This is a genomic window from Pseudoalteromonas sp. DY56-GL79 (genome assembly GCF_041414765.1).
GTDB lineage: Bacteria > Pseudomonadota > Gammaproteobacteria > Enterobacterales > Alteromonadaceae > Pseudoalteromonas > Pseudoalteromonas piscicida.
Map to the genome: position 1 here is coordinate 1 of NZ_JANHZS010000013.1, position 24883 is coordinate 24883.

Sequence of the window (24883 nt, forward strand, 5' to 3'; positions counted from 1 at the left end):
AGTCATAACGATATGCAAGCTCCAGCAGTAGCAGAAGAAAAACTTAATTCACTGTCCGGAATTAGTTGACCACTACACCTGAGCTTACCAAAGCTACTGAAAGGCAAGCAGCTAACTTAACTGTAGAATTCATGATCATCTCCTTATCTATCTACATAGTAAAGGTCGGAGCATAACAAGGTTTTGTTGCACGTTTAAGTGTTTCTAGAATAAAAAAACTTTTAATATTAATTTATTTAACCTGAGGTTTGGATAAGGAATGAACTAACTAATTGGTATTACATGCTGGGTGCGATGCAAAAAGCTTAATTTGATAGGAAAATTCGAAGAGATGAACACGAATGTCAAAGAAATAATAGCTTGGTGTTAACAGGTATAGTAGCGAAAGTTTGGATTAGAACATGCATTTTGCTTTAGATGCAATTTCTACTAAAAGAAACCGCATCTTATCTAGGGTCTGCCGACCTTAATAACCGTGATATCAGAAACTATATCTTAGGTTTACACCAAAGTTATCGTATTCGTCTGCATTTATGTAGCTAACATTAGCCGAGATGCTCTCGGTAAATTGGTAACTCAGCTTGGCTAAGTATACAAAGTTAGTTTCGCTTTCATCTTCTTGAATACGTTCTAGACCAAGGCCAACGCGTGCATTCAGAGCTCCGAATGAATGCTCGTAGGCAGCTTCAATATGGTAATGATCGCTCGTGTCACTCTCTTTATCAGAGAAGCTGTCTTGATAACTGTAGCCATCGTTGTAAGCAATATCTGCGATGCCTGAATAATCCAGTTCTAATTTGTATCTTGAATAACCACCATATACATCGACGAAGCCAGCATCTGTTACATCAAACTGATGACCAACTAAAAGAGTAAGATAGTTTAAATCTGTCTCAACTTTAATCGTTGTTTCTATATTTGCGTAATAATCGCTTTCGATTGAAGTACCTTTAAAGTCATCACTTAATGCAGCATAAGTACCTTGAAGATAAAAGCCGTCAAATGCCTTGTTTACCGTAACTGCGATACCCGTAGGCTTGAATTCATCAACACCATCAAGCGTAATTTTTCCATAACCTAGTTCAACGAAGTCTGTTGAGTTTGCTAGGCTAGCTGTTGATGCAAATAATGCAGATACTAATGCCACTTGCTTTAAAATTGAATTCACGATCCACTCCATCATTCTCGTATTTAATTCGTGGCGCATACTACTGAAATTACATATAAATACAAAATGACTTTGTAACAAAGTTTGTTACCATTAATCAAACCGTTAACTTGCTCGAGTTCAACTCAGTGTCGTAAACCAAGAGGAAGAAAATTAGCTAGGCGCTTTGGAAGTGGATGTTATGCCGTTCACAACAAGATTAACGGCATGACAAGGGCATTGTAGTCAGAAGCTATACCTCAAATTCAGACTGAGGGTATTGTAGACCTCAGCATTTCTATAGCTCACGTTTGCGGAAATATTATTGGTAAAACGATATCCAACCTCTGCCAGATACACTAAATTATTCTCACTTACATCATCCTGGATCCGCTCAAAGCCAACACCTACCCTAAAATTAAGGTCTACATGTGTATAGTCATAAGCAGCTTCTAAATGATAATGATCACTTGACTCATTTTCCCCTTGGTCAAGAAATAATATAAGCTCTTTATTGGTGTAACCATCATAGTACGTCGTATTGACTAAGCCTGAATAAGCTACCTCCAATCTATGCCTAGAATAACCGCCATAAATATCAATAAGGCTATTATCATTCAAATCGAACTGCTTACCGGCCAATAAGGTATAAGCTCTAGAGTCAACATCGAAATCTAATGTAGTTAATACGTCTTCTTCTGCACCATAAACTATTCCGGTAACCGCGACGTCATCAGCCATCAGAGCAGAAGAGCCTTCCAGGTAAAGCCCACCAAACTCTATATTTGCAGTAATGACAAAGCCTTTAGGCTCAATCTCACTGACGTTATCGAACGCTAACCGACCAAACCCAAGCTCCATAAAATTTGTTGAACTGGCGCTGCTAGGTAGTGAAGCTAACATGGCGGTAAGACTTATTGCCATAATTGAAACTGAATTCACAATCGTATCCTTGTTGATAGTTCCATGATTAGAACCCAATATAGATACAAATTATTCGCATGGCAAATGCTTTACAATATAGGCAACTTAAAAATGCCTTACTACTCTCTCTCTATTCTCACAAGCATTAATCTTCAATTAGCCAGCGAAGATTAACTCCCCTCAGCCATACTGCGCTTTAATTTTTAAGATTTCCGGTAGCTTTTCATCGAGTAATTCAACTAATTTTGGGTCAAAGTGCTTACCACTTTCAGAATGAATGAAGGCTAATGCCTTTTCAATAGGCCAAGCCTCTTTGTATGGGCGCTTTGAAGTAAGTGCATCAAACACGTCCGCAAGCGCACAGATCCTCCCTTCAAGTGAGATTTCTTCCCCCTTTAATCCTTTTGGATAACCGCTTCCATCAAATTTCTCGTGGTGCTCCATTGCCATTAAATATGCAAGCTTGACGAGTTTTGAATCAGAGTCCGCGAGTATATTTGCACCCAGCTCAGCGTGTTGTTTCATCACCTCATATTCTTCGGCATCTAAACGTCCGGGTTTCAGCAAAATGCTGTCGGCGATACCAACCTTACCAATATCATGCATCGGGGCAGCGAGCATCAAATCTTCCGCATACGCTTCCGGTAAACCACAAGCTTTAGCAAGCACAAAGCAGTAGCGGCTCATTCTTGCAATATGTTGGCCTGTTTCATTGTCTTTGTATTCCGCCGCCTGACCGAGCCGCTGCATCAATTCAACGTATGCACTTTTAAGCTCAGTAGCACTAACTAAAGACAAGTGCGTCTTCACTCGCGCTCTAGTTATAGCAGGGCTGATAGGCTTTGTGATGTAATCAACACCACCTAACTCAAAGCCTCGAGCTTCGTCAAACTCTTCACTCAAGGCGGTCACAAAAATCACCGGGATCCTCGCCGTGGTAGGGTCTTCTTTTAATTTGGAGCAGACTTCAAAACCTGTCATTTCTGGCATCATAACATCGAGTAAAATTAAGTTAGGTAGTTCTTTATCTACTAGCTCCAGCGCCAACTTTCCTGACTTTGCAAACTTCATACGATATTGATTGCCCAGCGTTTGCTTTAGAATTTGCAAATTTGTCGCTTCATCGTCAACAGCTAGGATCAGAGGCTTGTGGTCATTTATCATTACACATCAGCACTCATTAATTGTGCGAGAATTTCCTCCGCACGTTCAAATTCAAAATCATCCAATGCATGTTTCAACGCCTCTACCTGGCTTCGGTAAGTAAGGGGCGCACTCTCTAACAATGCGTCAAGCACATCATCCTCGACTTGCGCCTCATCTATCATCTCTTTTACTTGTGGCAAGTTTTGCTTAAACAAAAAAACGTCGCCCTCACTCAACGCGTTGGTCACGACTTCTTCATCACTCAGACCAACCACGTCGTCTAGTTTTTCAATAATGAGCGCCATTTTGGCTCTCAAGCGCTCGTCAATTTCCTTTTTACGCTCTATTTGCTCTAGCAGAGCAAATAGCGTCTCCAAAGCCAGGTTTCCGGCAACGCCTTTGATGGTATGAATGCTCTGTAGCACATCATTCGTAAACTGACCTTCGTGCGCAAAGAGCGCTATCACTTCTTCTCTTTTACCTTCCCAAAAACGCGCCAGTTCTTTTAAAAACCGAGCCTCACTGCCCCACAGGTTTATTGCTCTAGCTCTATTTATAAGCTGTTTGTTGCTGGTTTGCCTTACTCCAATCGCCGTATGAGCGATATTAATATTGAGCGTCTCAGCAATAGTGCGAGTTAAATCTTCTATCACCACTGGTTTTGACGCAAATGCAGCCATACCAGCAGCTTTTGCAGCGGCTCTGTCCTCGCCCAACACACTCGCGGTCAGTGCAATTACCGGTGTCTCTTGTTGCCTATTTTCTCGTTCATATGCTTTGATAGCACGCGTCGCCTCAAGTCCATCACAACCCGGCATATGAATATCCATTAGAATAAGATCGTATTGTTGCGCTTTTGCTTTTTCGATGGCCTCAAGCCCATCTCCTGCGACCTCTATACTATGACCTTGCTTTTCAAGTAATAAGCTCAACAATTCGGTATTTTGTTGAATATCATCGGCAACCAAGATATTTAGTGGGGGAAGTTCGACATGAACATCTTGCGCTATTGTGAATGCCGCGATTTTCTTAAGAGGCACGGTAAAGTAGAAAGTAGACCCTTTTCCAAGCTCACTATGAGCCCATATTTTTCCACCCATTAACTCGACTAGCTGGCGACTAATGGTCGTCCCAAGGCCTGTGCCACCAAAGCGGCGACTCATGCTCTCATCGGCCTGCTCAAAAGGGTTAAAAATAGAATCTAGTCTATCGTTGGCAATTCCTATACCTGTGTCTGCAATTTTAAACAACACATAATCGTCATGGGATGACTCAACACTAAGCTCTACATTGCCGTGCGTTGTAAACTTAATGGCATTGCCCAATAAATTAACCAATACTTGCCGTAAGCGGTCTGAAGCACCATGATAAGTTTGATGCAAACTATGACTCATCGTGAGCTCTAGTTTTAAGCCCTTTTTCTTAGCTTGATACCAAAACGTCGATACCACGTTGTCGAGTAACTCTGAAATACAGAAATCATTTTCAATCAGGTCGAGCTTGCCTTGGTCCAGCTTAGCGGAGTCTAAAATATCATTAAGTAAGTGCAGTAGCGCCTTTGCACTGGTAAGTATCGTATTTACATGCTTACTTTGATCGGGCTTCAGTTCAGACTCTCTCAGTACTTCACTAAATCCTAAAATAGCGTTCATCGGCGTGCGAATTTCATGACTCATGTTCGCTAAAAACGCTTGCTTGGAAGCCGCTGCGCTTTCAGCGATGCTTTTCGCGGCACGTAGTTCGTCTTCCATGTTCTTGCGCTCGCTAATATCAAGTAATACGCCCGCAATACCCTCAACTTTACCCGCTTGATCGTATTCAAATGAACCTTTATCCAGCACCCACTTGGTATGGCCTGACTTGTGTAATATTCGATATTCCTGCGAGTAACTCGCTTTGCCGCATTGCAGTGCTTGTTCAACCACATCGTGCGTTAAGCTTTTGTCGTCTTCAATAATCAAGCTAGCAAAATGAACTTGCCCAGAAATAAACTCCTCTGCTCGATAGCCTGTAAGCTGCTCAACAATGGGACTTACAAACGACATTGTCCATTCGCTATCTATCCGGCAGCGAAACGCCACGCCAGGCATGTTATTTAATAGTGTCCGATAACGCGTTTCCTGCTCAATCAGCGCTTTTTCCATTTGCTTTTGGGCTGTTAGATCAGTGATAAAACCCACATAAAATGCGCTTTGGTCTTTTAGCTCAACCTCTCCTATTCCCAATCGGATAGGCACCAGATGCCCTTGCTTGTGTAGCGCCTTGATTTCACGGCCAACCCCTTTAAATTGCTCAAGGTAAGTGCTGTCGAATGATACTTTCGTTTGCGCTTCTTTAGGTAAAAACACCGCAACATTGCGACCAAGCGTTTCTCCCTCAGACCATCCTAAAATTCGTTCAACTAACGGGTTACAGCTCTTAATGATACCGTCACCATTGATAGTGATGATCCCGTCAACGGCCGTTTCTAGGATCGCCGCAAGCCTAGATTCATTAGCGGCTTTGTCTGCAGCCACCGAACGGTACTTGCTCGCGGTATGAATAAGCGCAGATAAAGCACTAATGATCATACTGACAGCTGCAATAAACAATGCGAGTGACTGTGTGTGCTGATCTTGCATTTCTTGGCTGATGATTGGTGAGTCAGATACAAATTTTGCCGCCTGCATGCCCGTGTAATGCATTCCCGACACCGACGCCCCAAGCGCCAAAGCACCTAAACACCTCACAACACTGATATTGTTGTCACTGACATAATCGCGCAGCTTACTTCTCGTTTGAATTGCAATGAAAGCGAGTGACACTGCAACAATAATGGATAAACCAAAAAGTGTAGGGTCATAGCCCAGCATAGGGCCAAGCTGCATGGCTTCCATACCGCTATAGTGCATGGTGCCAATACCGGCTCCCAAAATGACAGCGGCGAGCCCCTTAACTGAAAGTGTGACATTTGGTCGAGTTATCAAATCAAACGAAACCCAACAGCCTAAGAAAGCGGGGAAGATAGATGCCGCAGTAAGCCAAGGATCGTAATCCACTTCTACACAGAGTGAAAACGCTAACATGCCAATAAAGTGCATACTCCAAATACCACCAGCCATGGCCACAGCACCGCCAAATTTTGCGAGTCGATTTATACGGCTATTTTGATTTTGCTCAGCAAAGTCGATCTGGATAAGCGTAAAAAATGAGGCAATAACAGCCACAAGCACAGATAACGCCACAAGCGTAGCATCATAAGTTCCGTTGAGTAGCAACTCTGGTGCGGGATCGGTTACAAAAAACGTATTTAACATAGCAACACAGATAGTAAGATATTCTTAGAGTCTAGCTTTCTAGGACTGAGTTTGACAGAAAAAAGCGCTGTCAAAACAAGATTTCAGGATAAATTCATGTTTATTGTGAGCTAGTACTATCTCACTAGGAAATTTAACGACAATATAGGTACAAGTTAATCGATATAGCCAATGTGGGCTATTCGTATCCGACTAGCTCAGCGTACCCTTCACCGGTATAGCCGCCGGACACTTTTACTCTTCCTTCCCAATACGGGATCGTCAGCTGGTTTCTCGCATCACGATTGATACTTTCTATCAGAATAACAGGACTGTGCTTTAGTCGTAATTGCCATTTAAATGGATAGCTTACTCCATCTAACGAAACCTGCTCCAAAACACTTAATTGAATATCCTTATGCGCTATTTTTGTCGCTCTACCCTCAGCTGTAATTTCAGTGCCTCGGCAATCTTTGTAGACTTGTTGGCTATCACGAATACAAAATACCATTAGTGCACCATTCGATCTGTCTTGACTCCGAATGCTAAACCAGTCCCAGCCGCGTTGTGATTTACTGATAAACGAGGAAGACCATTCTCTATCGAGCCACGCGTCACCGCTGACTTGATGTGTTGCACCTTGAAAAGTAAGCTCACCCGAGACGCTTAAAAAAGGATAGCTGTAGTACATGGAGGCATGGCCGTCGGACGTTTTTTCACTGTAGCCATTCTTCCCATGTAGCACCATTGGGCTTGTGTTAAGTGTTAAACTAACACGGCTGTTTTCTTCCTCAGCATGAAGCGTTAACGGAAAAAATGTTTCCGTCTCACTGCGCAAATACCAATTATCTAATTGCGTGATAAATGGGTCTGCTTGAATTTTTACTTGTCCTGCTCTGCCATAACGTTCGAAGGCTTGGTGCCTTGTATTATCTTGAATTGCAAAATGCGCAAAGTATAACTCACCATCCCACCATGAACTGACATATTGACCGCTGACAACTGAGGTTCTAAATAACGTCCATTGAACACCAAACTCTTGCCCTGAATCACTTTTTAAGTTTGCAGTAACATACCACCATTCAATGCCTTGGTCCGGATGACTGCCGTGATCAAGTGGAAAACTTAACTGATATGAGGGAGAGACCGGATCGCCTAACTCAAGATTGAAAAAATCATTTTTTGAATTAGAGACTTCTGATAATTCCGGTGTGCAGCCGACTCCCACGATTAACAGTAATAAAACGATAAGATAATTAGTCTTCATACAACAGATCCGCAGTATCGTAACGACTCAGTTTGAGTAGAGGTAGTACACTAACCAGCAAAGCTAAACCAAAAATTAGGGTGATAAAGACTACGATCTCAAGATAAGGTAATAGAAAAGGGATCGTCCAACCGAAGCCAATTGGCATCACAAATTTAAGCAAGATCCACCCGAGCATTCCCCCAAGTATCGTCGCCAGCACTAAACTCACAAGCAGAATAACGGCGCTTTGCCCTAATTTAATGGCAAATGCTTGCCAAGTTGTAACGCCTAATGTTTTTAAGATGGCCAATGGTTGAATTTGCTTGGCGCCGAGTGTCAGTAATGATACCCATAGTCCAAATAACGCGATAGCAACTATCATTAAATTTAACGCGTGTGTTGCATAAAACGTATGTTCAAACAAACGCGTAGCGTATTGTTTAAAGCGCTGATTTTGAACCACTTGAGAGTCGTTTAAATGGAATTGCTGCATGACCTTTTGCTTAAATAAAGCGGTATCAATATCTGGCTTCAAAACAATTGAAAAACCATATGCTTCATAGTTAAGCCCAGCGTTTTCAATTGCGTCATTCACGGCGACGAATACCGCACGCTGCTCGCCATAATCGTAATAAAAACCCGTTATCTCACAGTTAATATGCTTTTTGCCTTGCTGCAACCGAATACGCTGACCCAACTTTACGCCATACAATAATTTGCTTGGCTCGTTTGCAAGGCACCCAATCACGTTCTTATTCACATCATAGTAAAGCACTTCATTATTAGGAGGCGATCCCGAAAGTAGCGTAAGATTGTAGTGATGTTCACCAGAGCGACCGAAGCTAATCAAACTCGCAGGTTGGGGATCTCGTTGATGTGAGCTCAGACCATAACTTATCTCTGCACGCCAGAATACACCGACCTTGTCGATATCCTGTTGGCTTAAAAGCCATTGATATTGCACATCAGAGACTTCGCTAGGCCTCACATATAGATTTGCGCTAAGGCGGCCATCTAAATGGATCTGCAAAGCTGAACTAAAACTACTCACCATAATTTGTAACCCTACGGAAGTACCAACCGCAAGCAATACGGCATAAACACTGATTGCAAGTACTCTGATCTGCTCGCCACTATCTGCTTTCATCCATTTAACTAATGGATGCTGAGTTGGAATACCTTTAAATGCGGCTCGTAGTACCACTGGTGTTATCATAAAAAAGAGCAACAGTAAGCAAACGCACAACCCAAGCGCATGAAATGGCGCTTCGCTACCCAGATAAAAATACCCAGCGGCCACAGCCAGTAGACTTCCACTCACTATTTTACTCTGCCAAGATTTATAAAAAGTAAGAGGCTTTACTTGGCAATAGGCCACGCTGGCAAGTACCAAAAGGTTTAACACAAATGCTTGCAGCACGACTAACCAACTGAAATTAACCGGTAAACGTCTATCTAACGCGAATAAGCTCTCTAACGCCATTGAGATCTCACTCACCAATAAGTTCGCCCCCAAGAAAGCCACACCTGCTCCCACCAGTGCAGCAATCAAACTTAAGGCGAGCACCTCAATGACTACTGCTGCGACTACATTTGCTTGAATACATCCGAGTAGTGTGAGTTGCTGATGTAGTGTTTTTCTTGCGTGCAGACAAAGCTTTATGGCGTTAAAACTTAAAAAAGCGCCAACTACGTAGCCTAGGAATGCAAGTGCTTGCAGGTTGAAGAAAAATGCCTTCGACAACGAGTCGAATGACTGTGCTTGTGCACTTTGTAGCTGTGCTTTGTCACCAATAATCTGCCTAACCTTTGTCTCATCCAATACTGCATTTGAGATCTCTATATAACTTATTCGACCCGCTGAATTCAGTAAATGGTCAACTAATGCAATATCGGCTAATGCGGTATCACCAGTCAGTTCCGATAAAACAACGAAGTGTACATCCGTATCAAGAAGCTTGATCACTTCATGCCTACTGAGCGACAACTGTTGAGCCATCGTGTCAGATACGTAAATTGTATTAAATCCAAATTGTAACGGTGCGGTTTGATTGCCTGACGTACCTCCCTGTGATTGCGCTTTAGGCACAGACAACCATTGCAAAGTATTAACCCCTTTGATGCGAAGCCTATTCCCGCTCGGCAGGGTAAGCACGCCTTCCAAAACAGGCTCAGCAGATACGACTCCTGCGTTTCGAAGCGCCGTCCATACATCGGCAGTCAACATCTCGCGGCCTACGCTTGGCCGAACAAAGTGACTAATAGGATTGTTAATAAGTGCGCTGGTTTGCTGATAGCGATCTGTTGCTTCTTGATTTAGTCCTCGAATTGAGCCAAGCAAAGCACTACCCAAGGACAAGCCAAAAACGAATAGCAAAAACAACCAAAGATGCCTTTTGTAGAACTGGATAAAAACAGTAAGTATCAGCCTAATTTCTGATAACGCGTTCAGCCGTTCCATCGTTTTAGCCATAAGCACGGTTATTTTGAATGGTGACTTTTCTATCGAGCCTGTCAGCAAGGTGTTGGCTGTGTGTAACCATAAGCAAGTTAACGCCTTGCTCTTCGCACAGCTCACGCAGAAGTGATACCACTTCTTCGCTTTTCGCAGCATCTAAGTTGCCCGTCGGCTCATCGGCCAGCAATAACTTAGGCTTGTTGATCATGGCACGTGCGATACCAACTCGCTGCTGCTCACCACCTGACAATTGCTGAGGCAAGGCTGTTAATTTATGCAAAATCCCTAAGCGCTCAGCCAACGCTTTAACATCGCTTTGCTTTGGGTTCAATTGATTGAGCTGTGCTTGAAAAACGATATTGTCGTAAACAGATAAAGGTGCAAGCAATTGATAGTGCTGAAATATCATCCCCAAACCACGACGGTAGAGCGCCAGCTCGGTATCATTAAATTGAGTAATATTTTGCCCATCAATAACAATGCTGCCGCTATCAGGCCTTAATAAACCACCAATCAGATGGATCAGGGTAGTTTTACCCGACCCGCTATCTCCAACAATCGCGACCTGTTCTTTAGCGGCAATACTGAGGCTAAGCTTATCTAATACAGCTCGATTCACGTCACCATCACGCCGCGTGAAGACTAAATTTTGCACTTCTACCACTGTATGCACATTCCTTTACTACTATGTGGGCACTACTCAATGCATCTGTCTCGTCAAGTAGCCAGAACCTTTTATTTATCGTGTAAGCGCAGATTAGCTATCGTTTAACTACCAAGGAATAGCATCACCGCTATAGTCGTAAAAACCGCCGCTTTGTGCATCCACAAAATGAGATAACACGGAATAGATCCCATTTGCAGACTCATCTGGAGTAATTAACGCGTTAGGGCCACCCATTTCCGTTTGGACCCAGCCAGGGTGAATAGCAACCGTGCGGATCCCTTCACCCAGTAAATCATTTGATAGGCTTTTTACCACTGAATTTAATGCAGCCTTAGAGCTGCGATAGATATAGCCACCGCCTTTAGTATTCATGGTGTGACTACCTACCTTAGAAGAAATGGCCGCAAAAATCTTTTCATTGCCGTTGCAAAGATGGGTGTAAAATAGCTCTGCGAGTCGCATGGTGGAAAATACATTAACCTCCATCACTTCTCGCCACGCTTCTATATCTGTTTCACCAAATGCATAGTCTTTCGGCCCATAAATACCCGCATTGTTAATAACAATATCGATGGCAACAGGGGCTAGCTTCTCGCTTAATTCTTCCATCTGGTCGAAATTGGTCACATCTAAAGCAAATACTTGGAGCTCAGGAAAAGTAGGCGCGAGAGAATTGAGTTCTGAAGCAATAAGCGGGTCTCGACACGTTGCTAACACGTGCCAACCAGCCTGCAGATAGGTTTTAGTTAACGCAAGTCCAATACCGCGGTTTGCACCAGTGATCAGTATTTTTTTCACAGTTGAAGCTCCTAAGCCGTTATGACAAAAGCCAATGGTGTAAATTCACTATACTGATGATAGGTTGAATAATCCACTTTTTGCACACGTGACTAGCGTCTCGAGTCACAACACATAAATCATGAATTTAATTCAACTTCAATCATTCTCGTTCATTAAGCCAATTCAATGCATCTCCTTTATCATCAAAATACTTCACTTTACCAGTAACAAACCAGTTACCTATTGTTGCAGCAAGTCGATGCCAGTTTTTGCCGCCATATATTGCTACTTTGGCAAATTCAGTGCTATGCTCAAAGGCGAGTCGGAAGTCATCCCACATGGCTCTTGGCTCCCAGCCCTCAAAATCAGTTGCATCAAGAAATGCATAGATTTTAGGCGCTGTTACTGCTTTAAGTGCACTCTCGATTATTGGTGTAATAACAACATAGTCTTCATGAGTGAGTTTACCTGTAGGCTTAAGTGTGAGATAAATATCATCTCCAAAGCGCTCAGTGCCTATTGATATACCATGGAATGAATTCGTCATGTTTTCTTCCTTTATGTTTATCTCATAGATAAAAAGCATAATTAAGTCTCAGCTTTTTTGCCAATATCCAAACTTTTTTCATTATTGTCAGCTTCCGTTCAGATTTCTAATACTACCATGCGCGCCGTTGAGTCGATGTAGCTCAATATATGGAAATTAAAGGGATGACTATGAAAAAACTACTATCTATCGCAGCTGTTTCACTACTTGTTTCAGCAGCAGCTCAGGCTAACACTGGTAACGTACAAAAAGAGTGGTTCAACGCCGCTAGTTACACAGATTATGACTATGATGGCTCTGACAACCGCGCACTGATGCTTTCTTCTCGCTATTTCTTCGCACCTCAAGAATCAGTAGGCGTATGGGATGACTTTGGCTACCTTGATACGGACAGCAACGTAGGCGTAAGTTACTTTAACGATGATTTCTCAAATGCTTTCTCAGCTCGTGGTGAAGGCTTTATCACTAAAGAATGGTTTGTAACTGCTAGCATCGCAGATCTTGGCGAAGCTGACGACCATTACTCTTTCGGTTTTGGTTACCTTTACAACGACAACCTAAAGCTAAGCATTCGCCAAGAAGAGTTTGAAAATGGTGATACCACTTGGTTCAAAGCTGAGTACAATCACGAACTAAATTCTACAGATTACATCGGTTTCACTGTTGAAACTGAAGACGAATTTGATTACCTAAACCTAAGTGCACGTTACTTCATGCATGTAGGTGGTGACAGCTACTTCACAATCGACTTAGAGCACAACCGTATTGATACTGATGGTTTTGACGACAACGTAACAAACGTGCTTGCAAACTACTACTTCACTCGCAACTTTGCGCTTGGTCTAGGTTCATATGATTCAGACTTAGCAGTAGAAGCTAAATACTTTTTCAACGACACTTACTACCTTAAAGGTAGTGTAGTTGACACAGACGGCGGTGAAACAAGCAACCTAACTTTTGTTGCTCAGTTCTAAATCAACACATGATTGAGGTACATCTGTACCTCCCCCAACTACTCAACACCTCTTCGCGACCACACTCCGCGTTGGGGTGTTTTTTCACATTTTGAAACAAGCTACTCATCTAAATTGGGTGCATTTCGCTTATCAATCGTTATTATGTATCAAAATAATAACGGAAATGCCTATATTATGATGAAGATAAAAACACTCGTGCTCGCCATTGCTGCGGCAGCCGCGCCTTTTGTTTCAGCGTATCAGACCGAAGATACCCGCCTACTCCGCTTTCCAGATATTCACAAAGATAAAGTCACTTTTGTGTACGCTGGCGACATTTATATTGCCAATACCAACACAGGTAAAAGCCAACGTCTGACTGACCATATTGGTTTTGAGACTTTCCCTAAGTTTTCTCCTGATGGCAGTAAAATCGCTTTTGCCGCTGAGTATAATGGCAGCCGTCAAATCTACGTGATCAATGCTGACGGTTCAGGATTAAAGCAACTGACTTATTACAACGATGTTGGGCAAATGCCACCTCGTGGTGGGTTCGATTACCGTGTAATGGATTGGACGCCCGACGGCAAACATATCGTCTTTAGAGCAAACCGTACTCCATGGGGCAAACGTATGGGTCGCCCTTATATGGTACCGGTAGAGGGTGGACTCGAGCAGCCGCTGGCTATTCCGGAAACCGGCGGTGGCATGCTTTCTCCAGATGGTAGCAAGTATGTTTACACGCCTATCGACAGAGAGTTTAGAACCTGGAAGCGCTCTCGTGGTGGTCGAGCACAGGATGTTTGGATTTACGACCTTGAAAATAATACGTCTAAACAACTCACAACCGACAAAGCAACCGATCAGCAACCAACTTGGGTGAATGACAGTATCTACTTTGTGTCTGATCGTGACTACACGCTCAACCTTTATAAATATCGAGATGGCAAGTCACCGGTTAAAATGACTGACCACAAAGACTTTGACGTGCTGTGGCCATCAGCCGGACCAGATGCCATTGTCTACGAAAATGGCGGTTACTTATATCGCTTTGACGAAGCGACAAAGACAACTAAAAAGCTAAAAATCGATGTTGCTGGTGTGCGTCAATATGCCATGCCATATAGTAAAAACGTTAGCGACTTTATTGATTCTATGGATATATCACACGATGGTAAGCGCGCATTGTTTACTGCCCGTGGTGAGCTATTCTCAGTCCCAGTAAAACAGGGGCCAACTCGTAACCTCTCTTACACGCCAGAGGGCCGTGAAATTGAAGCCAGCTGGTCACCGAATGGCCGTTATATTACCTACATGAGCGATAAAACAGGTGAATATGAGATCTATCTCAAAGATAGAGCAAATAACAACAAAACCATTCAGTTAACCGACAATGGTACCATCTGGCGCTTTACGCCAATTTGGTCGGCTGATAATAGCAAACTGCTCTTTGCAGATAAAAACCACACGCTATGGTGGGTCGATGCGAAATCTGGCGATATGCATAAAATTGACACCGCCAAATACGACGAAGATGGTCTAACCGAATATACTTGGTCACCAAACAGTGAAGATATTGTTTTTGTTAAAAACAACGAGAACCGCTACGCTTCACTTTGGCACTATAATATCAAGGATAAAAAGGTCACTCGACTGACTGACAACATGACCAGTGAGCGTAACCCGACTTTTTCACCTGACGGAAACTACATTTATTTCGCTTCTGAGCGTGACTATAACCTCACCTTTAGCAGCTATGAATTTGATTATATGTTTAATAATGCCACACGCATTTATAGCGTTGCGGTGAATAGTCAGATTAAGCCGCTTAATGCCTTTGAAAGTGATGAGTTAAGCATTCAATCAGACGATGAAGCGAAAAAAGACAGCGACAAACAAGAAAATCACATTGAGACCAACGGCTTTATGTCACGGGTTATATCACTCTCAGCCCCAGCTGGTAACTACAGTGCACTCACAGGTGTGGAGGGGGGCGTACTGACCTTAACAGGCGGTGCGTTAAAGTTACTCGGCACCGAGCCGGATAGCAAACTAGAAACCGTCGCCGAAGGCGTAAGCAGCTATAAAGTTGCCGCTGGTGGTAAGCACCTGATCGCTCGCGCAGGTAACAACTTCAGTGTAATTGCACCAAAGCCAAAACAAGATTTAAAAGCCAGTCAGCTTGATTTATCTAAGATGGCACTGAAAATCGACCCGCAAGTTGAGTGGCAACAAATGTATGTAGAAGGCTGGCGTACCTTACGCGACTGGTTCTACGACGAGCATCACCACGGTCAAGATTGGGATACTATCTTGGAGAAGTATCAACCACTTGCCAGCGCTGTCGCACACCGTAGCGACTTAGACTATGTACTTAGCGAAATTGCGGGTGAAATCAACGCAGGTCACATTTACGTACAATCTGGTGATGCCCCAACAGCCGAGCGCAAAAAGCATGGTTTACTTGGCGCAGAAATAAGCGCTCATCAGTCTGGCTACGTAAAAATTGAGCGTATCTACAAAGGTGAGAACTGGCATGAAGACTACCGTTCACCACTCGATGAAACTGGCGTGAATGCCAATGTAGGTGATTACATCATCTCGGTAAATGGCCGCTCGGTAAAAGACGTGGTTAACTTTTACGAGCTACTTGAAAACACCCAAGGCGAGCAAGTTGAGCTGGTATTGAGTAAATCACCAAACGCTGATGATAGCTGGAAAACCACGGTAAAACCTGTCGCCAGCGAGCAAGGCTTACGTTACATGGCATGGGTTCAATCACGTGCTGACTACGTGGATAAACTATCAAACGGTAAGATTGGCTACGTTCACCTGCCAAATACTCACTATGATGGTAATCGCTCGTTATTTAAAAACTTTATGCCACAAACGAGCAAAGATGCGCTGATCATCGACGACCGTTATAACGGCGGCGGCTTTATCCCTGAGCACATGATCACTTGGCTTGCTCGTAAGCCACTTAACTATTGGAAACGCCGTGGTGTTGAACCAACAAAAACACCTTCGTTTGCACACGATGGTCCAAAAGCCATGCTTATCAATGGTTATTCAAGTTCGGGCGGTGATGCTTTACCTTACTACTTCCGTCAGGCGGGCCTTGGCAAACTGATTGGTACTCGCACTTGGGGTGGTCTTATCGGGATCTCAGGCAATCCAAGTCTTGTTGACGGAGGTCAGGTTATCGCTGCAACCTTCCGAATACTAGATAACGATGGTAATTGGATCATCGAAAATGAGGGCGTAAGCCCTGATATCGAAGTGATCGATAGACCTGAACTTGTTCATGCAGGTAAAGATCCTTCTGTCGAACGTGCGGTGAAAGAGCTACTACAAGAGTTAAAAGATAGCCCGAAGAAAACACTGACAGTGCCTCCTGCACCATCTAAGTTCTAATTATTGTAGAAATATAAAAGGCTGGACTCTCAGCCCTTTATATTTTCGAACAATCTCAATATCTGTCTTTATGCGATTGTCAGGGTAAGAGCTTACTTCGTTAACGACCATTAACCAAAGATAAGTTCTGCCCTGAATTCATCGTCAAAGCTGGTCCGAACACACTTGCCCCAACCAGCGCCTCTGACAGTCTTTTGTAAGACCTACACTTACATTTTTCTGTAGCAGATCCCATCAGTTAAGCTCTTTTTTCACCTCAGCTTCACGATGAGTGGTGTACTTTTTATCTGAATTAGAGACTGAATCTGTACCTATAGAGTTATTGAAAAATTCAATAACAGCACCTGTAGTTTCTGGAGTTGGCATTGATGCAAGAATGTAATGATTATAACCTGATAAAACTAAGTTATTCACTTTATCACCTTCAAAAAATACAAGGCTTGACGCGGGTAAAACTTTGTCGTTTTCAGCTTGAATAATTAGCATTTTATTGTGCGAATCTATACCATTTAGTGCACCATAAAAGTAATCATTAATTTTATTTTCACTCATATACTCATCAATAACATTTTCAATGATGCTATTTGGGAGAAGCTCAACATAAGAAGAGGCTTCACTTGCAGCAAGATTCAAATCTTCTCGACTCAGTAATGGCACCACACCAATTAATGAATTTACTCTATACTTATTAGCAATATCTAAAACAGGTAAAAAACCCATTGAAAATCCAACAATATTGACTTTATCATAACCATTCGCTATTTCTGAGTAATAGTCAGTCAGTTTACTTCCAAACGTAAAACTATCTTCCTTTACCCCATCAAGATCCATCACAACAACATCAGAACCCATTGACGAGAACCAAACTGCATAAGATATTAAAAAAGATTTATCTATAGCAAAGCCTGGGATCAATATTGTGAGTTGTTGACTCAAATCTAATGGACGATCCTCACTATTTCGGATAACACTGAACTCATGATCTAAATCTCCAGCCTTAAAAGATAGGCTAAAATCTCCTTTCACAGAACGATCAGCTGGATAAAAATCATATATCAAAGAGCTTGACTCGCTCTTAATTATCTTCTCTAACCGTACTACCTCCAAATAATCAAAATCATAGTTAATTACAAACTTAGCTCTATTATTCAAAGAGCTGTGCATTATACTTCTACCTATTGAAGTGCAACTAGAAACCATTGAAACAAGAAAAATACAGATGAAAATTGATCTAATAAAATCCATAAACTAACATCCTCCTTGAAGTACTAACTTTCATATTAAAAAGGATATTTTATGAATTGTAAAATTAGATGTTCATTAATTGCTACGGCTTTAATTATTTCATTATCAGGTTGTGAAACAACTATCGAGCACAGATCGGAAAACGTTGAATTAGTTTGTAAAGTCCAAACAAATATGGACTCTCATCGATATTCTCTATTGCGGTCATTCGCACCTGAACTTTTCGACTCACGAGGTAATTTCACGATAACTAATATGGATCCTGCGAAATTAGAGCTCGAGATAAATAATGCTTACAATTATAATGAAGTAGAAGATAATCGCATAAAAATCACTTTAAAGTCAGGTGATTATGCATTAGCTCATAGGTGGTTCGATGTGTATAAATTAGGTGGCAGTTACAAGCTGCGATCACCATCAGCATTTTCAAATTGGGCTAAGCCATATGAATCCCAAGCTGATGGCTTTAACATAAACTTTAATCCCTCACCAAGAACAATTACGTCACCAAGCCGTTTTTCAGTATCTGGTAAGTATCAGAGCATCTCTTTGTTTGAATCTGCTCATATCGCTTTTGAAGGATGTGAAGGATCACCAGAGTTTCCTGTACCCAATCCAGGTGACTATTGCGAAAGATAAGTGCAAGTTGAGCGGCAAACTCTTCATTTGTCGCTCATATTTGGCTTCCCCTTCTCTGTAATTTGATGTAATCGCCTTATCAACAATTTACAGCTACTTTTTATTTTACGGCCTTGGGTCTATGTACCTTTTGTCGTCAGCAAACTATATCTTACATCTTACACCATATACCGTCACAAAGGAGCAAACCATGAATGTACAGAACAAGACAGGCCCATCGGTAGAAGTAGATAAAGAAATTGATGCCAACATCCTCTTAAGCAGTACACAAAAACAACAAATTAAAGCACGCAGTAGCGAGTATAAGGCTGCTGATTTATCTTGCCTGAAAGCAATTGCACAAGCTGCAATTAACGTGGAGTTATTCACAATCCCACTTTATATGACCGGCCTCTACTCGATTCAGGGCACACACCAGATTGCAGACTCATCAAACCTCTATCCCGGCCGTTACTGGCCAGGGCTTGGTCCGACTGCAGGATACATTCCTTCAGAACGATTGTCTCCTTACGACTACGACTTAAAAGACAGGTTTATTGGTTTTAGTGACTCTGAACTTAATGTCAATGAACAGGTTTTTAACGGCGTTTATAGTGTATTTATTGAAGAGATGCTGCATCTACAACTCGCTTCTAACATGGCGAGTAAAATAGGGCTCACACCGAGCTTTACCAGTCAGGCGTTAATTGACGATAAATTTGGTTGGAAGTGCTACAACAACCAAAGCGGTATTCCACATATTTTGGACTTTGCAGACTGTACTACAGACTTATCTAAGCTAAGCCCAGAAGTTCAGGCTTATTTCGAACAAATTTTTCCTGGTAAAACATTACAAGACCTGCGCGTTAATGCGACAGAGCTAAATAAAGAACAGACTTTACTCTTTATGCTAATCGAAGAGACTGAAGAAAACGCCAAAAAAATTATTCAGCCGCAGTTTTTAGAGCCAGACGCAAAAACAAAACAGCCAAAATATTTTGAACAAGCCCCATACGACTGGTGGAAACCGGATTACACAGAAAGTGATTTGCCACTATTCGGTTCAATTGGGCATATGTACTTGAGTTATTGGGACTATATTCAAATTGAATACGATGATAACACGAGTCTACTAGACTATGCGCTCTCAAAGGCTGAAGCAAACGACGCTAGAGCACAGAGAAACTACTTTAATGAACGTCCTGGTGATGCTTCATATCAAGCCCAATTCCCTGAAATAAAGGGCTCTCTTGATACAAATAATGAACATAATTTGTTAAAAGAAGCACTCATGAATAATGTCAATGCAATCACAGATCAAGGTGAAGGCGACGGCGTTGCAAAGATGATATGTTTACGCTGGGCAGAAGAGCCTTGGGCCCAAAGTGTCTTGGGTAAATTACAAAGTACGGCTAAGCCTGCTCACCCGAGCACTGTAGATGCACGTTTTCAACCAGATGAACCTGCCTTAGAGCATGACTATCCAAGCACAGATGGCAAACCGTTATCCGGTTCCGCCTGTGCCCGAATAGCCAACAAATATAAAGACCACTTTCAAATTTTCACCGATACGATGAAGCTCATTGTTAGTTATGAAAAACCAACAATGGCTCATAAAGAACGCTACCTGACTTGGCCAACTTGGTTTGCTGAGGGTAATAGTTGGACTGAGGCATTATTGGATCCCAACGGCGGTGATGAAGCACACGGACGTCACCCACAACTTCCACCAGTGGATAGCGTAGTGCGCGCACTCAATAATCTTAGGGAAACAGATAAAAAAACGCAGGAAACAAACAAGCTATTTAGTCAATCTGCGGTAGGCACAATTAAAGGTCTAACTTCAGCACTTGATCGTTATTGGTCGGGTAAAACAAGTGAATTTCCGGGCCCCGCAATGGGTGGCTCTGGCGATAGGATCTCGATTTGCTGGGCAACCACGGGAATTGCGCCAGATTTAGTAACGGGTATCGCCCCACAAAATCCGAACACCCTTTACCACGCCTGCCAAGGGATGAGTTACACCAACATTGGGGCGGATGACTTACCACCTCCTGAGGTCTATCACAGTTGTAAGGGTAGTAACGACTGTAAAGCACAGGGCGGCTGTGGTTTTGTTCATAGTACAACGCCCGGCGGTAGCTGTGGTGGTAGCGTATCAACAGGGCCAAAAAGTGCCCCTGCTGATAATAAGTGTAATAACTTGGGTGGGTGTGCTGTGCCTATCTCAGCCTCTCAACTCTTCCCAAAACTTTCCGGTGAAGACCAAGAATACGATATGCAGCTATTTAAGTTTAACCTAAAAGATAACAGCTTCTCTGCTATTGATTACACTTATCCGAAAGGCCAACAAGCTCCAACCGATCAATCTACAGATCATGTGCTAATGCCATATAAACAAGGGGATGCCGTATACAATATTGCTTGGCAAGCATACTGCAATGCCAATGGTTTATTGAACGAAGAAGGCAAACCTAAAGAGAAGCCAAAACCTTCAGATATTCGTCTAGCTCTTCCTCCATCAACTTGATAGGAAAGATAGCATGACAAATCCAATTCGGACGCAGCAGCTTGCTGCGTCCGCTATCGAAAAACTAACCGACTTGGGGTTTGGTGTTGGCCTGAGAAGCCAGCACTATCCCTTTATTATGTCCCATTTAGAGCGCGGTACATCTCTTAGCGTCGACTGGTTTGAAATCATCAGTGAAAACTATATAGATAATCACGGCTATGGCCGGCATGTCCTCGCTCAGTTAAAGGAACAATACCCGCTAGTGATGCATGGTGTGTCAATGAATATTGGTAGCAGCGACCCGCTTAACTTTGAATACTTAAGCAAGCTTAAGGAGTTAAGTGAATTCGTTAAGCCACAGCTTATTTCCGATCATTTGTGTTGGACAGGCATTGCTGGTTTGAATAGTCACGATCTCCTACCTATGCCATTGACTGACGAAAGCCTACAACACGTTATCAACCGTGTTGACCAAGTTCAGGATTTTTTAGAACGGCCTTTAGTGCTTGAGAACCCATCAACATATCTTGAATTTCAACATTCAACCCTCACTGAAAGCGAGTTTTTCAGTGAGTTAGTCACCGCAACAGGCTGCGGTATGCTGTTGGATGTAAACAATGTTTTTGTTAGTAGCTTTAATCATGGTTTTGACGCAGAAGCGTTTATTCGTCAACTCCCCCATGAGCACATCGTTCAAATCCATCTTGCCGGTCCTAGTGACTGCGGTGATTGTTTGATAGACACTCATGACCAGCCGGTGCCCGCCAAGGTTTGGCAGCTTTACCAACTGGCGCAGCACTTAACGGGTGGCGTGTCTACCCTACTAGAATGGGATGCCAATATCCCCAACTTTCCAGAGCTCGTTGATGAGTTAAGCAAAGCAAAACTGGTCCTGACAGGGCATATTCCAAAGCAAGATACAGTTACTAACACCAACGCACTGTCAACTCCAATTGTCAAAGAGCGAGCAGAATTAACATAATGAAAACGCCAGATTTAACGCAAACTCAGCAGTGGCTTAGCACCGTTTTAATGGTACGAGGCGACCTACCACAAAAGCTCAATACCGCTGCAAATCCGCATGGTTTAACGCTGCATGACTGTGTAAAAAGTAACAAAACACTGGGAGCCATGAGAAGAGTAGACATCTATGCTGCGGGCTATGTGATGCGTTTAGTAGAATGTCTTCGGGGGGAGTTTGCTCTACTTTGCCAGTTTATGGGCGACGAAGTATTCGACACCTTCGCCAAAGCCTTTATTGTCACCTTACCCTCAGAGTCTTGGACACTACATCAACTAGGCTCACGCTTCGCTGATTTTTTAGCACACACTAAACCTACCGGTGATTTTAATGCCCACCAGCAAGCTATGTTTAGCTTGCCTTCAGAGCTGGCTAAGTTTGAAAGAGCCAAAGCCCTTGCACTGTTAAAACCAGGACCGGAAACCGAGCAATCAACAGCGCTAATAAACGAGATTGAACTCCTTTGCGGCATTGCCGAAGACTTTGTCATATCGGTGCCAGAATCCGTACAACTTATTCAAACCGATTACCCTTTGCTTTCTCTTATAACCCAGCTTGAGCAAGCAAAACCGTGCACCTTGCCAACGCCTGAGCAAACGCATATTGCAATATCGCGCCAACAATATCGCATCAAAATGAATGTATTAAATGACTGGCAAGCGAATTTATTACTGCACTTGAGAGAAAAACCGCTGCGCTATCAAGAAGCAATAACCTACTGTGCTAAGTGCATGAATATGGAGACTCAAGTATTGAGAGCACAGTTAGCAGTTTGGCTGCCAAGCGCGATTAATAGGGGGCTGTTTAGAATTCAAAATGAACCAGCACCCTGCTGATCCAATTTTCTAATAAAGGTTCGGTTGCTAAAGTTAAATAACTCTTGATGGGTTATTTTTATAGGCAATACAAGATAGACTAGCTGTATCGACTGCTGTTCCCAAATAATAATGATAACAATCAATAACCGTAAGCTAGACTTAGCCACGGGTGAACTTATCTACCTTGATGAGACAATCAAATTAGAGGCAAAGGTGCTGGCAGTATTTGAAATACTGTATCAGCATCGCGGAACGCTTGTTACGCAAGAGCATTTACTTAATTCTGTATGGCAAAATACCGTCGTCGCCCCAAATGCCCTTCAACGATGTATTGCTCAGCTTAGAAAACTACTTGGGGATAGTGATAAACGTATTATCCAGACTTTTCATAAAAAGGGCTATCGTTTACAAGTTGGGGATCAGCATACTGATTTAAGCCAAAAGCTGAGAGCCTATATTCTCTATTTCACAGCTTTCATCACCCTCTTCGGTATGTTGTTTATCTATTCAACGATGCCAAAAGCTAATTTCCAACTTTCAGAGGTTACACCCGTAAGTTACGGATTGGAGTTGGAAAGCACTGCGACACTCACCTCAGGTAGAAGGTTGTTATATGTGGCCAGAACGCCGCAAGCAGCGGAACTAAAAGTAAAGGATTTGGATTTCCAAACAACTAAGTTAGTTACCCGTGCATTGGATTTTGTTGGCAAACCTCAGCTAAACAAAGATGGTAAAAAAGCAGTACTCATTGAAACACGCAAAACAAAATCACAAGCTAAGTGTCATCAAGCTATCGTCGTGTTACCAAGGTTTGCTGCTAGAAAAGTGATCTCTCCTTGCTTGAATAAAGAAGTACAGCAAGCCTACTGGGTTGGTCATCAAGTGTTACTTATCGCCAATAACGAGTATGCCCTTTTTACTCCGCACTCAGATTCAGTCACATTTACTTCTTTACCTATAACTGCAACAATTTTAGCGTCCTTATTTAATGAGGGTCAACTTACTTTACTCACCCAAGATCCAGATAAAGAGGCTTATCTCTCTAGTTATATGATTAGCAGAGAAAACGAGCTTTCTCTTCTTCAACAAGAAAAATTGTCTGGTGTAGAATTGGATCGTTCGCTAGTGCTAGTAGATGGGCCAGATACAACACATATACTTTCAACCGCATCTGCGCTCTACATTTTCCAAAACCTCCAGCTTGTACAAACCATTCCTGCAATCGGCTCAGAATCGTTCTACATTACTGAATATCTTAAAGATAACAACTATTTAGCGACACAAATCCGAGAACAAAAGCAGATTAATATTCAAGACAACCACTCTACAAGCCGACTTACAATCAGCCACTACGACGAGCTTTCAGGGCAATTTCAACCAAGTGGAAATGCCATTGCATTTCTCTCTAATCGTACAGGCACCAATGAAGTTTGGTTAAAGCAAGAACAGCGAGAGATCCCGCTCACCCATAACAAACATATTTCGTCTTTTGTTTGGACAGCCGATGGTAAACAATTGTGGGCAGCATCAAAACAAAGCTTATTGAAAATCAATTTAGTCACTGGCGTTGAAGTTTTTCCTGCTTTATTTGAAAAGCAAATTATAATGCAATCAATTGAAATAAAAGGAAGTAACTACCTTCTCATCAATGATCTTGGCGATGAACAGCTAGTACTTTTCGACCCTGTAACCAACCATAAACAGCCACTTTATCAGGGGCAGGTTCACTGGGCACAAATACAGCAAAACGGTACTGTCTATATAGCCACACCAGATGAGCCAAACTTAAAAGTACTCGTCAACAATTCGCTCAAACCACAGCCAATAACAAACAAAATCACATTGCATTGGCGTTTTTACCTACGTGGGAATGAGCTGATTATTCCCGACAAACAGGCGACTATCTGGCGCTATAACATCAACACGCAAGTTTTGGATACATTGGGCAAATCCGACGAGCAGACTCGCTTGATCACAGATGTTCAACTACATCCTTTTAAGGTTTTAGCTGACTCACCAAAAACACTTAGCGCAAACCAAGTTAAAGTAAAAATAGCAGAGCCAGAAAACCACTAATATAAAGGTGGCTCACACATGTGGGCCACC

At 42.6% G+C, this 24883-nt stretch carries 17 protein-coding genes; 7 read left to right on the forward strand and 10 right to left on the reverse strand.

Annotated elements, in window-relative coordinates:
• Nucleotides 1-481: 481 nt before the first annotated feature.
• The 9 genes from NO992_RS10675 to NO992_RS10715 form a co-directional block, all read right to left on the reverse strand.
• On the reverse strand, nucleotides 482-1168 hold the full coding sequence (locus NO992_RS10675) for a porin (RefSeq protein ID WP_371376875.1): 687 nt from the start codon (nucleotides 1166-1168) through the stop codon (nucleotides 482-484).
• A 225-nt stretch (nucleotides 1169-1393) separates the two neighbouring features.
• The gene (locus tag NO992_RS10680; protein ID WP_371376878.1) at nucleotides 1394-2089 is read right to left on the reverse strand and encodes a hypothetical protein; all 696 of its coding nucleotides are present in this window, start codon (nucleotides 2087-2089) and stop codon (nucleotides 1394-1396) included.
• A gap of 162 nt (nucleotides 2090-2251) precedes the next feature.
• The gene (locus NO992_RS10685; RefSeq protein WP_371376881.1) at nucleotides 2252-3235 is read right to left on the reverse strand and encodes an HD domain-containing phosphohydrolase; all 984 of its coding nucleotides are present in this window, start codon (nucleotides 3233-3235) and stop codon (nucleotides 2252-2254) included.
• Nucleotides 3235-6513: an MHYT domain-containing protein gene (locus NO992_RS10690; protein WP_371376884.1), complete on the reverse strand. Its 3279-nt coding sequence runs from the start codon at nucleotides 6511-6513 to the stop codon at nucleotides 3235-3237. Before NO992_RS10690 ends, NO992_RS10685 begins: the two co-directional genes overlap by 1 nt.
• 178 nt (nucleotides 6514-6691) lie before the next feature.
• Complete coding sequence (locus NO992_RS10695; RefSeq protein WP_371376887.1) at nucleotides 6692-7759, reverse strand: lipocalin-like domain-containing protein; 1068 nt, start codon at nucleotides 7757-7759, stop codon at nucleotides 6692-6694.
• Nucleotides 7749-10202, reverse strand: coding sequence for an FtsX-like permease family protein (locus NO992_RS10700; protein ID WP_371376890.1), 2454 nt, complete (start codon nucleotides 10200-10202; stop codon nucleotides 7749-7751). Before NO992_RS10700 ends, NO992_RS10695 begins: the two co-directional genes overlap by 11 nt.
• A 4-nt stretch (nucleotides 10203-10206) precedes the next feature.
• A complete protein-coding gene (locus tag NO992_RS10705) occupies nucleotides 10207-10863 on the reverse strand; it encodes an ABC transporter ATP-binding protein (RefSeq protein WP_371376894.1) in 657 nt (218 codons plus the stop codon).
• A gap of 108 nt (nucleotides 10864-10971) precedes the next feature.
• A complete protein-coding gene (locus tag NO992_RS10710) occupies nucleotides 10972-11664 on the reverse strand; it encodes an SDR family oxidoreductase (protein WP_253106099.1) in 693 nt (230 codons plus the stop codon).
• Between the two features lie 142 nt (nucleotides 11665-11806).
• Entirely contained in the window at nucleotides 11807-12193 is a 387-nt protein-coding gene (locus NO992_RS10715) for an STAS/SEC14 domain-containing protein (RefSeq protein WP_371376897.1), read from the reverse strand.
• Nucleotides 12194-12363: 170 nt separating this feature from the next.
• Between NO992_RS10715 and NO992_RS10720 the strand changes: the two genes are divergently transcribed.
• Nucleotides 12364-13167 (forward strand): putative porin, encoded by an 804-nt coding sequence (locus NO992_RS10720; protein ID WP_017217680.1) that lies wholly within the window; start codon nucleotides 12364-12366, stop codon nucleotides 13165-13167.
• A 144-nt stretch (nucleotides 13168-13311) separates the two neighbouring features.
• The gene (locus NO992_RS10725; protein WP_371376900.1) at nucleotides 13312-16563 is read left to right on the forward strand and encodes a PDZ domain-containing protein; all 3252 of its coding nucleotides are present in this window, start codon (nucleotides 13312-13314) and stop codon (nucleotides 16561-16563) included.
• A gap of 234 nt (nucleotides 16564-16797) precedes the next feature.
• Here the strand turns inward: NO992_RS10725 and NO992_RS10730 are convergent, their stop codons facing one another.
• The gene (locus NO992_RS10730; protein WP_248694127.1) at nucleotides 16798-17808 is read right to left on the reverse strand and encodes an alpha/beta hydrolase; all 1011 of its coding nucleotides are present in this window, start codon (nucleotides 17806-17808) and stop codon (nucleotides 16798-16800) included.
• A 51-nt stretch (nucleotides 17809-17859) separates the two neighbouring features.
• Between NO992_RS10730 and NO992_RS10735 the strand changes: the two genes are divergently transcribed.
• From NO992_RS10735 to NO992_RS10755, 5 genes are all read left to right on the forward strand, one after another.
• Nucleotides 17860-18447: a hypothetical protein gene (locus NO992_RS10735; RefSeq protein WP_010370008.1), complete on the forward strand. Its 588-nt coding sequence runs from the start codon at nucleotides 17860-17862 to the stop codon at nucleotides 18445-18447.
• A gap of 190 nt (nucleotides 18448-18637) precedes the next feature.
• Complete coding sequence (locus tag NO992_RS10740) at nucleotides 18638-20956, forward strand: ferritin-like domain-containing protein (RefSeq protein ID WP_371376903.1); 2319 nt, start codon at nucleotides 18638-18640, stop codon at nucleotides 20954-20956.
• A 13-nt stretch (nucleotides 20957-20969) separates the two neighbouring features.
• Nucleotides 20970-21920, forward strand: a complete 951-nt coding sequence (locus NO992_RS10745; RefSeq protein WP_010370012.1) for a DUF692 domain-containing protein — start codon at nucleotides 20970-20972, stop codon at nucleotides 21918-21920.
• A complete protein-coding gene (locus NO992_RS10750) occupies nucleotides 21920-22795 on the forward strand; it encodes a putative DNA-binding domain-containing protein (protein ID WP_371376906.1) in 876 nt (291 codons plus the stop codon). The genes NO992_RS10745 and NO992_RS10750 overlap by 1 nt, the downstream gene beginning before the upstream one ends.
• 111 nt (nucleotides 22796-22906) lie before the next feature.
• On the forward strand, nucleotides 22907-24853 hold the full coding sequence (locus NO992_RS10755; protein WP_371376909.1) for a winged helix-turn-helix domain-containing protein: 1947 nt from the start codon (nucleotides 22907-22909) through the stop codon (nucleotides 24851-24853).
• Nucleotides 24854-24883: the final 30 nt, after the last annotated feature.

Excerpts from the sequence above, each read along its gene's own strand:
- NO992_RS10685 (WP_371376881.1), bottom strand. The coding sequence starts at position 3,235 with ATGATAAATGACCACAAGCCTCTGATCCTAGCTGTTGACGATGAAGCG.
- NO992_RS10690 (WP_371376884.1), bottom strand. The coding sequence starts at position 6,513 with ATGTTAAATACGTTTTTTGTAACCGATCCCGCACCAGAGTTGCTACTC.
- NO992_RS10695 (WP_371376887.1), bottom strand. The coding sequence starts at position 7,759 with ATGAAGACTAATTATCTTATCGTTTTATTACTGTTAATCGTGGGAGTC.
- NO992_RS10700 (WP_371376890.1), bottom strand. The coding sequence starts at position 10,202 with ATGGAACGGCTGAACGCGTTATCAGAAATTAGGCTGATACTTACTGTT.
- NO992_RS10715 (WP_371376897.1), bottom strand. The coding sequence starts at position 12,193 with ATGACGAATTCATTCCATGGTATATCAATAGGCACTGAGCGCTTTGGA.
- NO992_RS10720 (WP_017217680.1), top strand. The coding sequence starts at position 12,364 with ATGAAAAAACTACTATCTATCGCAGCTGTTTCACTACTTGTTTCAGCA.
- NO992_RS10725 (WP_371376900.1), top strand. The coding sequence starts at position 13,312 with ATGTATCAAAATAATAACGGAAATGCCTATATTATGATGAAGATAAAA.
- NO992_RS10730 (WP_248694127.1), bottom strand. The coding sequence starts at position 17,808 with ATGGATTTTATTAGATCAATTTTCATCTGTATTTTTCTTGTTTCAATG.
- NO992_RS10735 (WP_010370008.1), top strand. The coding sequence starts at position 17,860 with ATGAATTGTAAAATTAGATGTTCATTAATTGCTACGGCTTTAATTATT.
- NO992_RS10740 (WP_371376903.1), top strand. The coding sequence starts at position 18,638 with ATGAATGTACAGAACAAGACAGGCCCATCGGTAGAAGTAGATAAAGAA.
- NO992_RS10745 (WP_010370012.1), top strand. The coding sequence starts at position 20,970 with ATGACAAATCCAATTCGGACGCAGCAGCTTGCTGCGTCCGCTATCGAA.
- NO992_RS10750 (WP_371376906.1), top strand. The coding sequence starts at position 21,920 with ATGAAAACGCCAGATTTAACGCAAACTCAGCAGTGGCTTAGCACCGTT.
- NO992_RS10755 (WP_371376909.1), top strand. The coding sequence starts at position 22,907 with ATGATAACAATCAATAACCGTAAGCTAGACTTAGCCACGGGTGAACTT.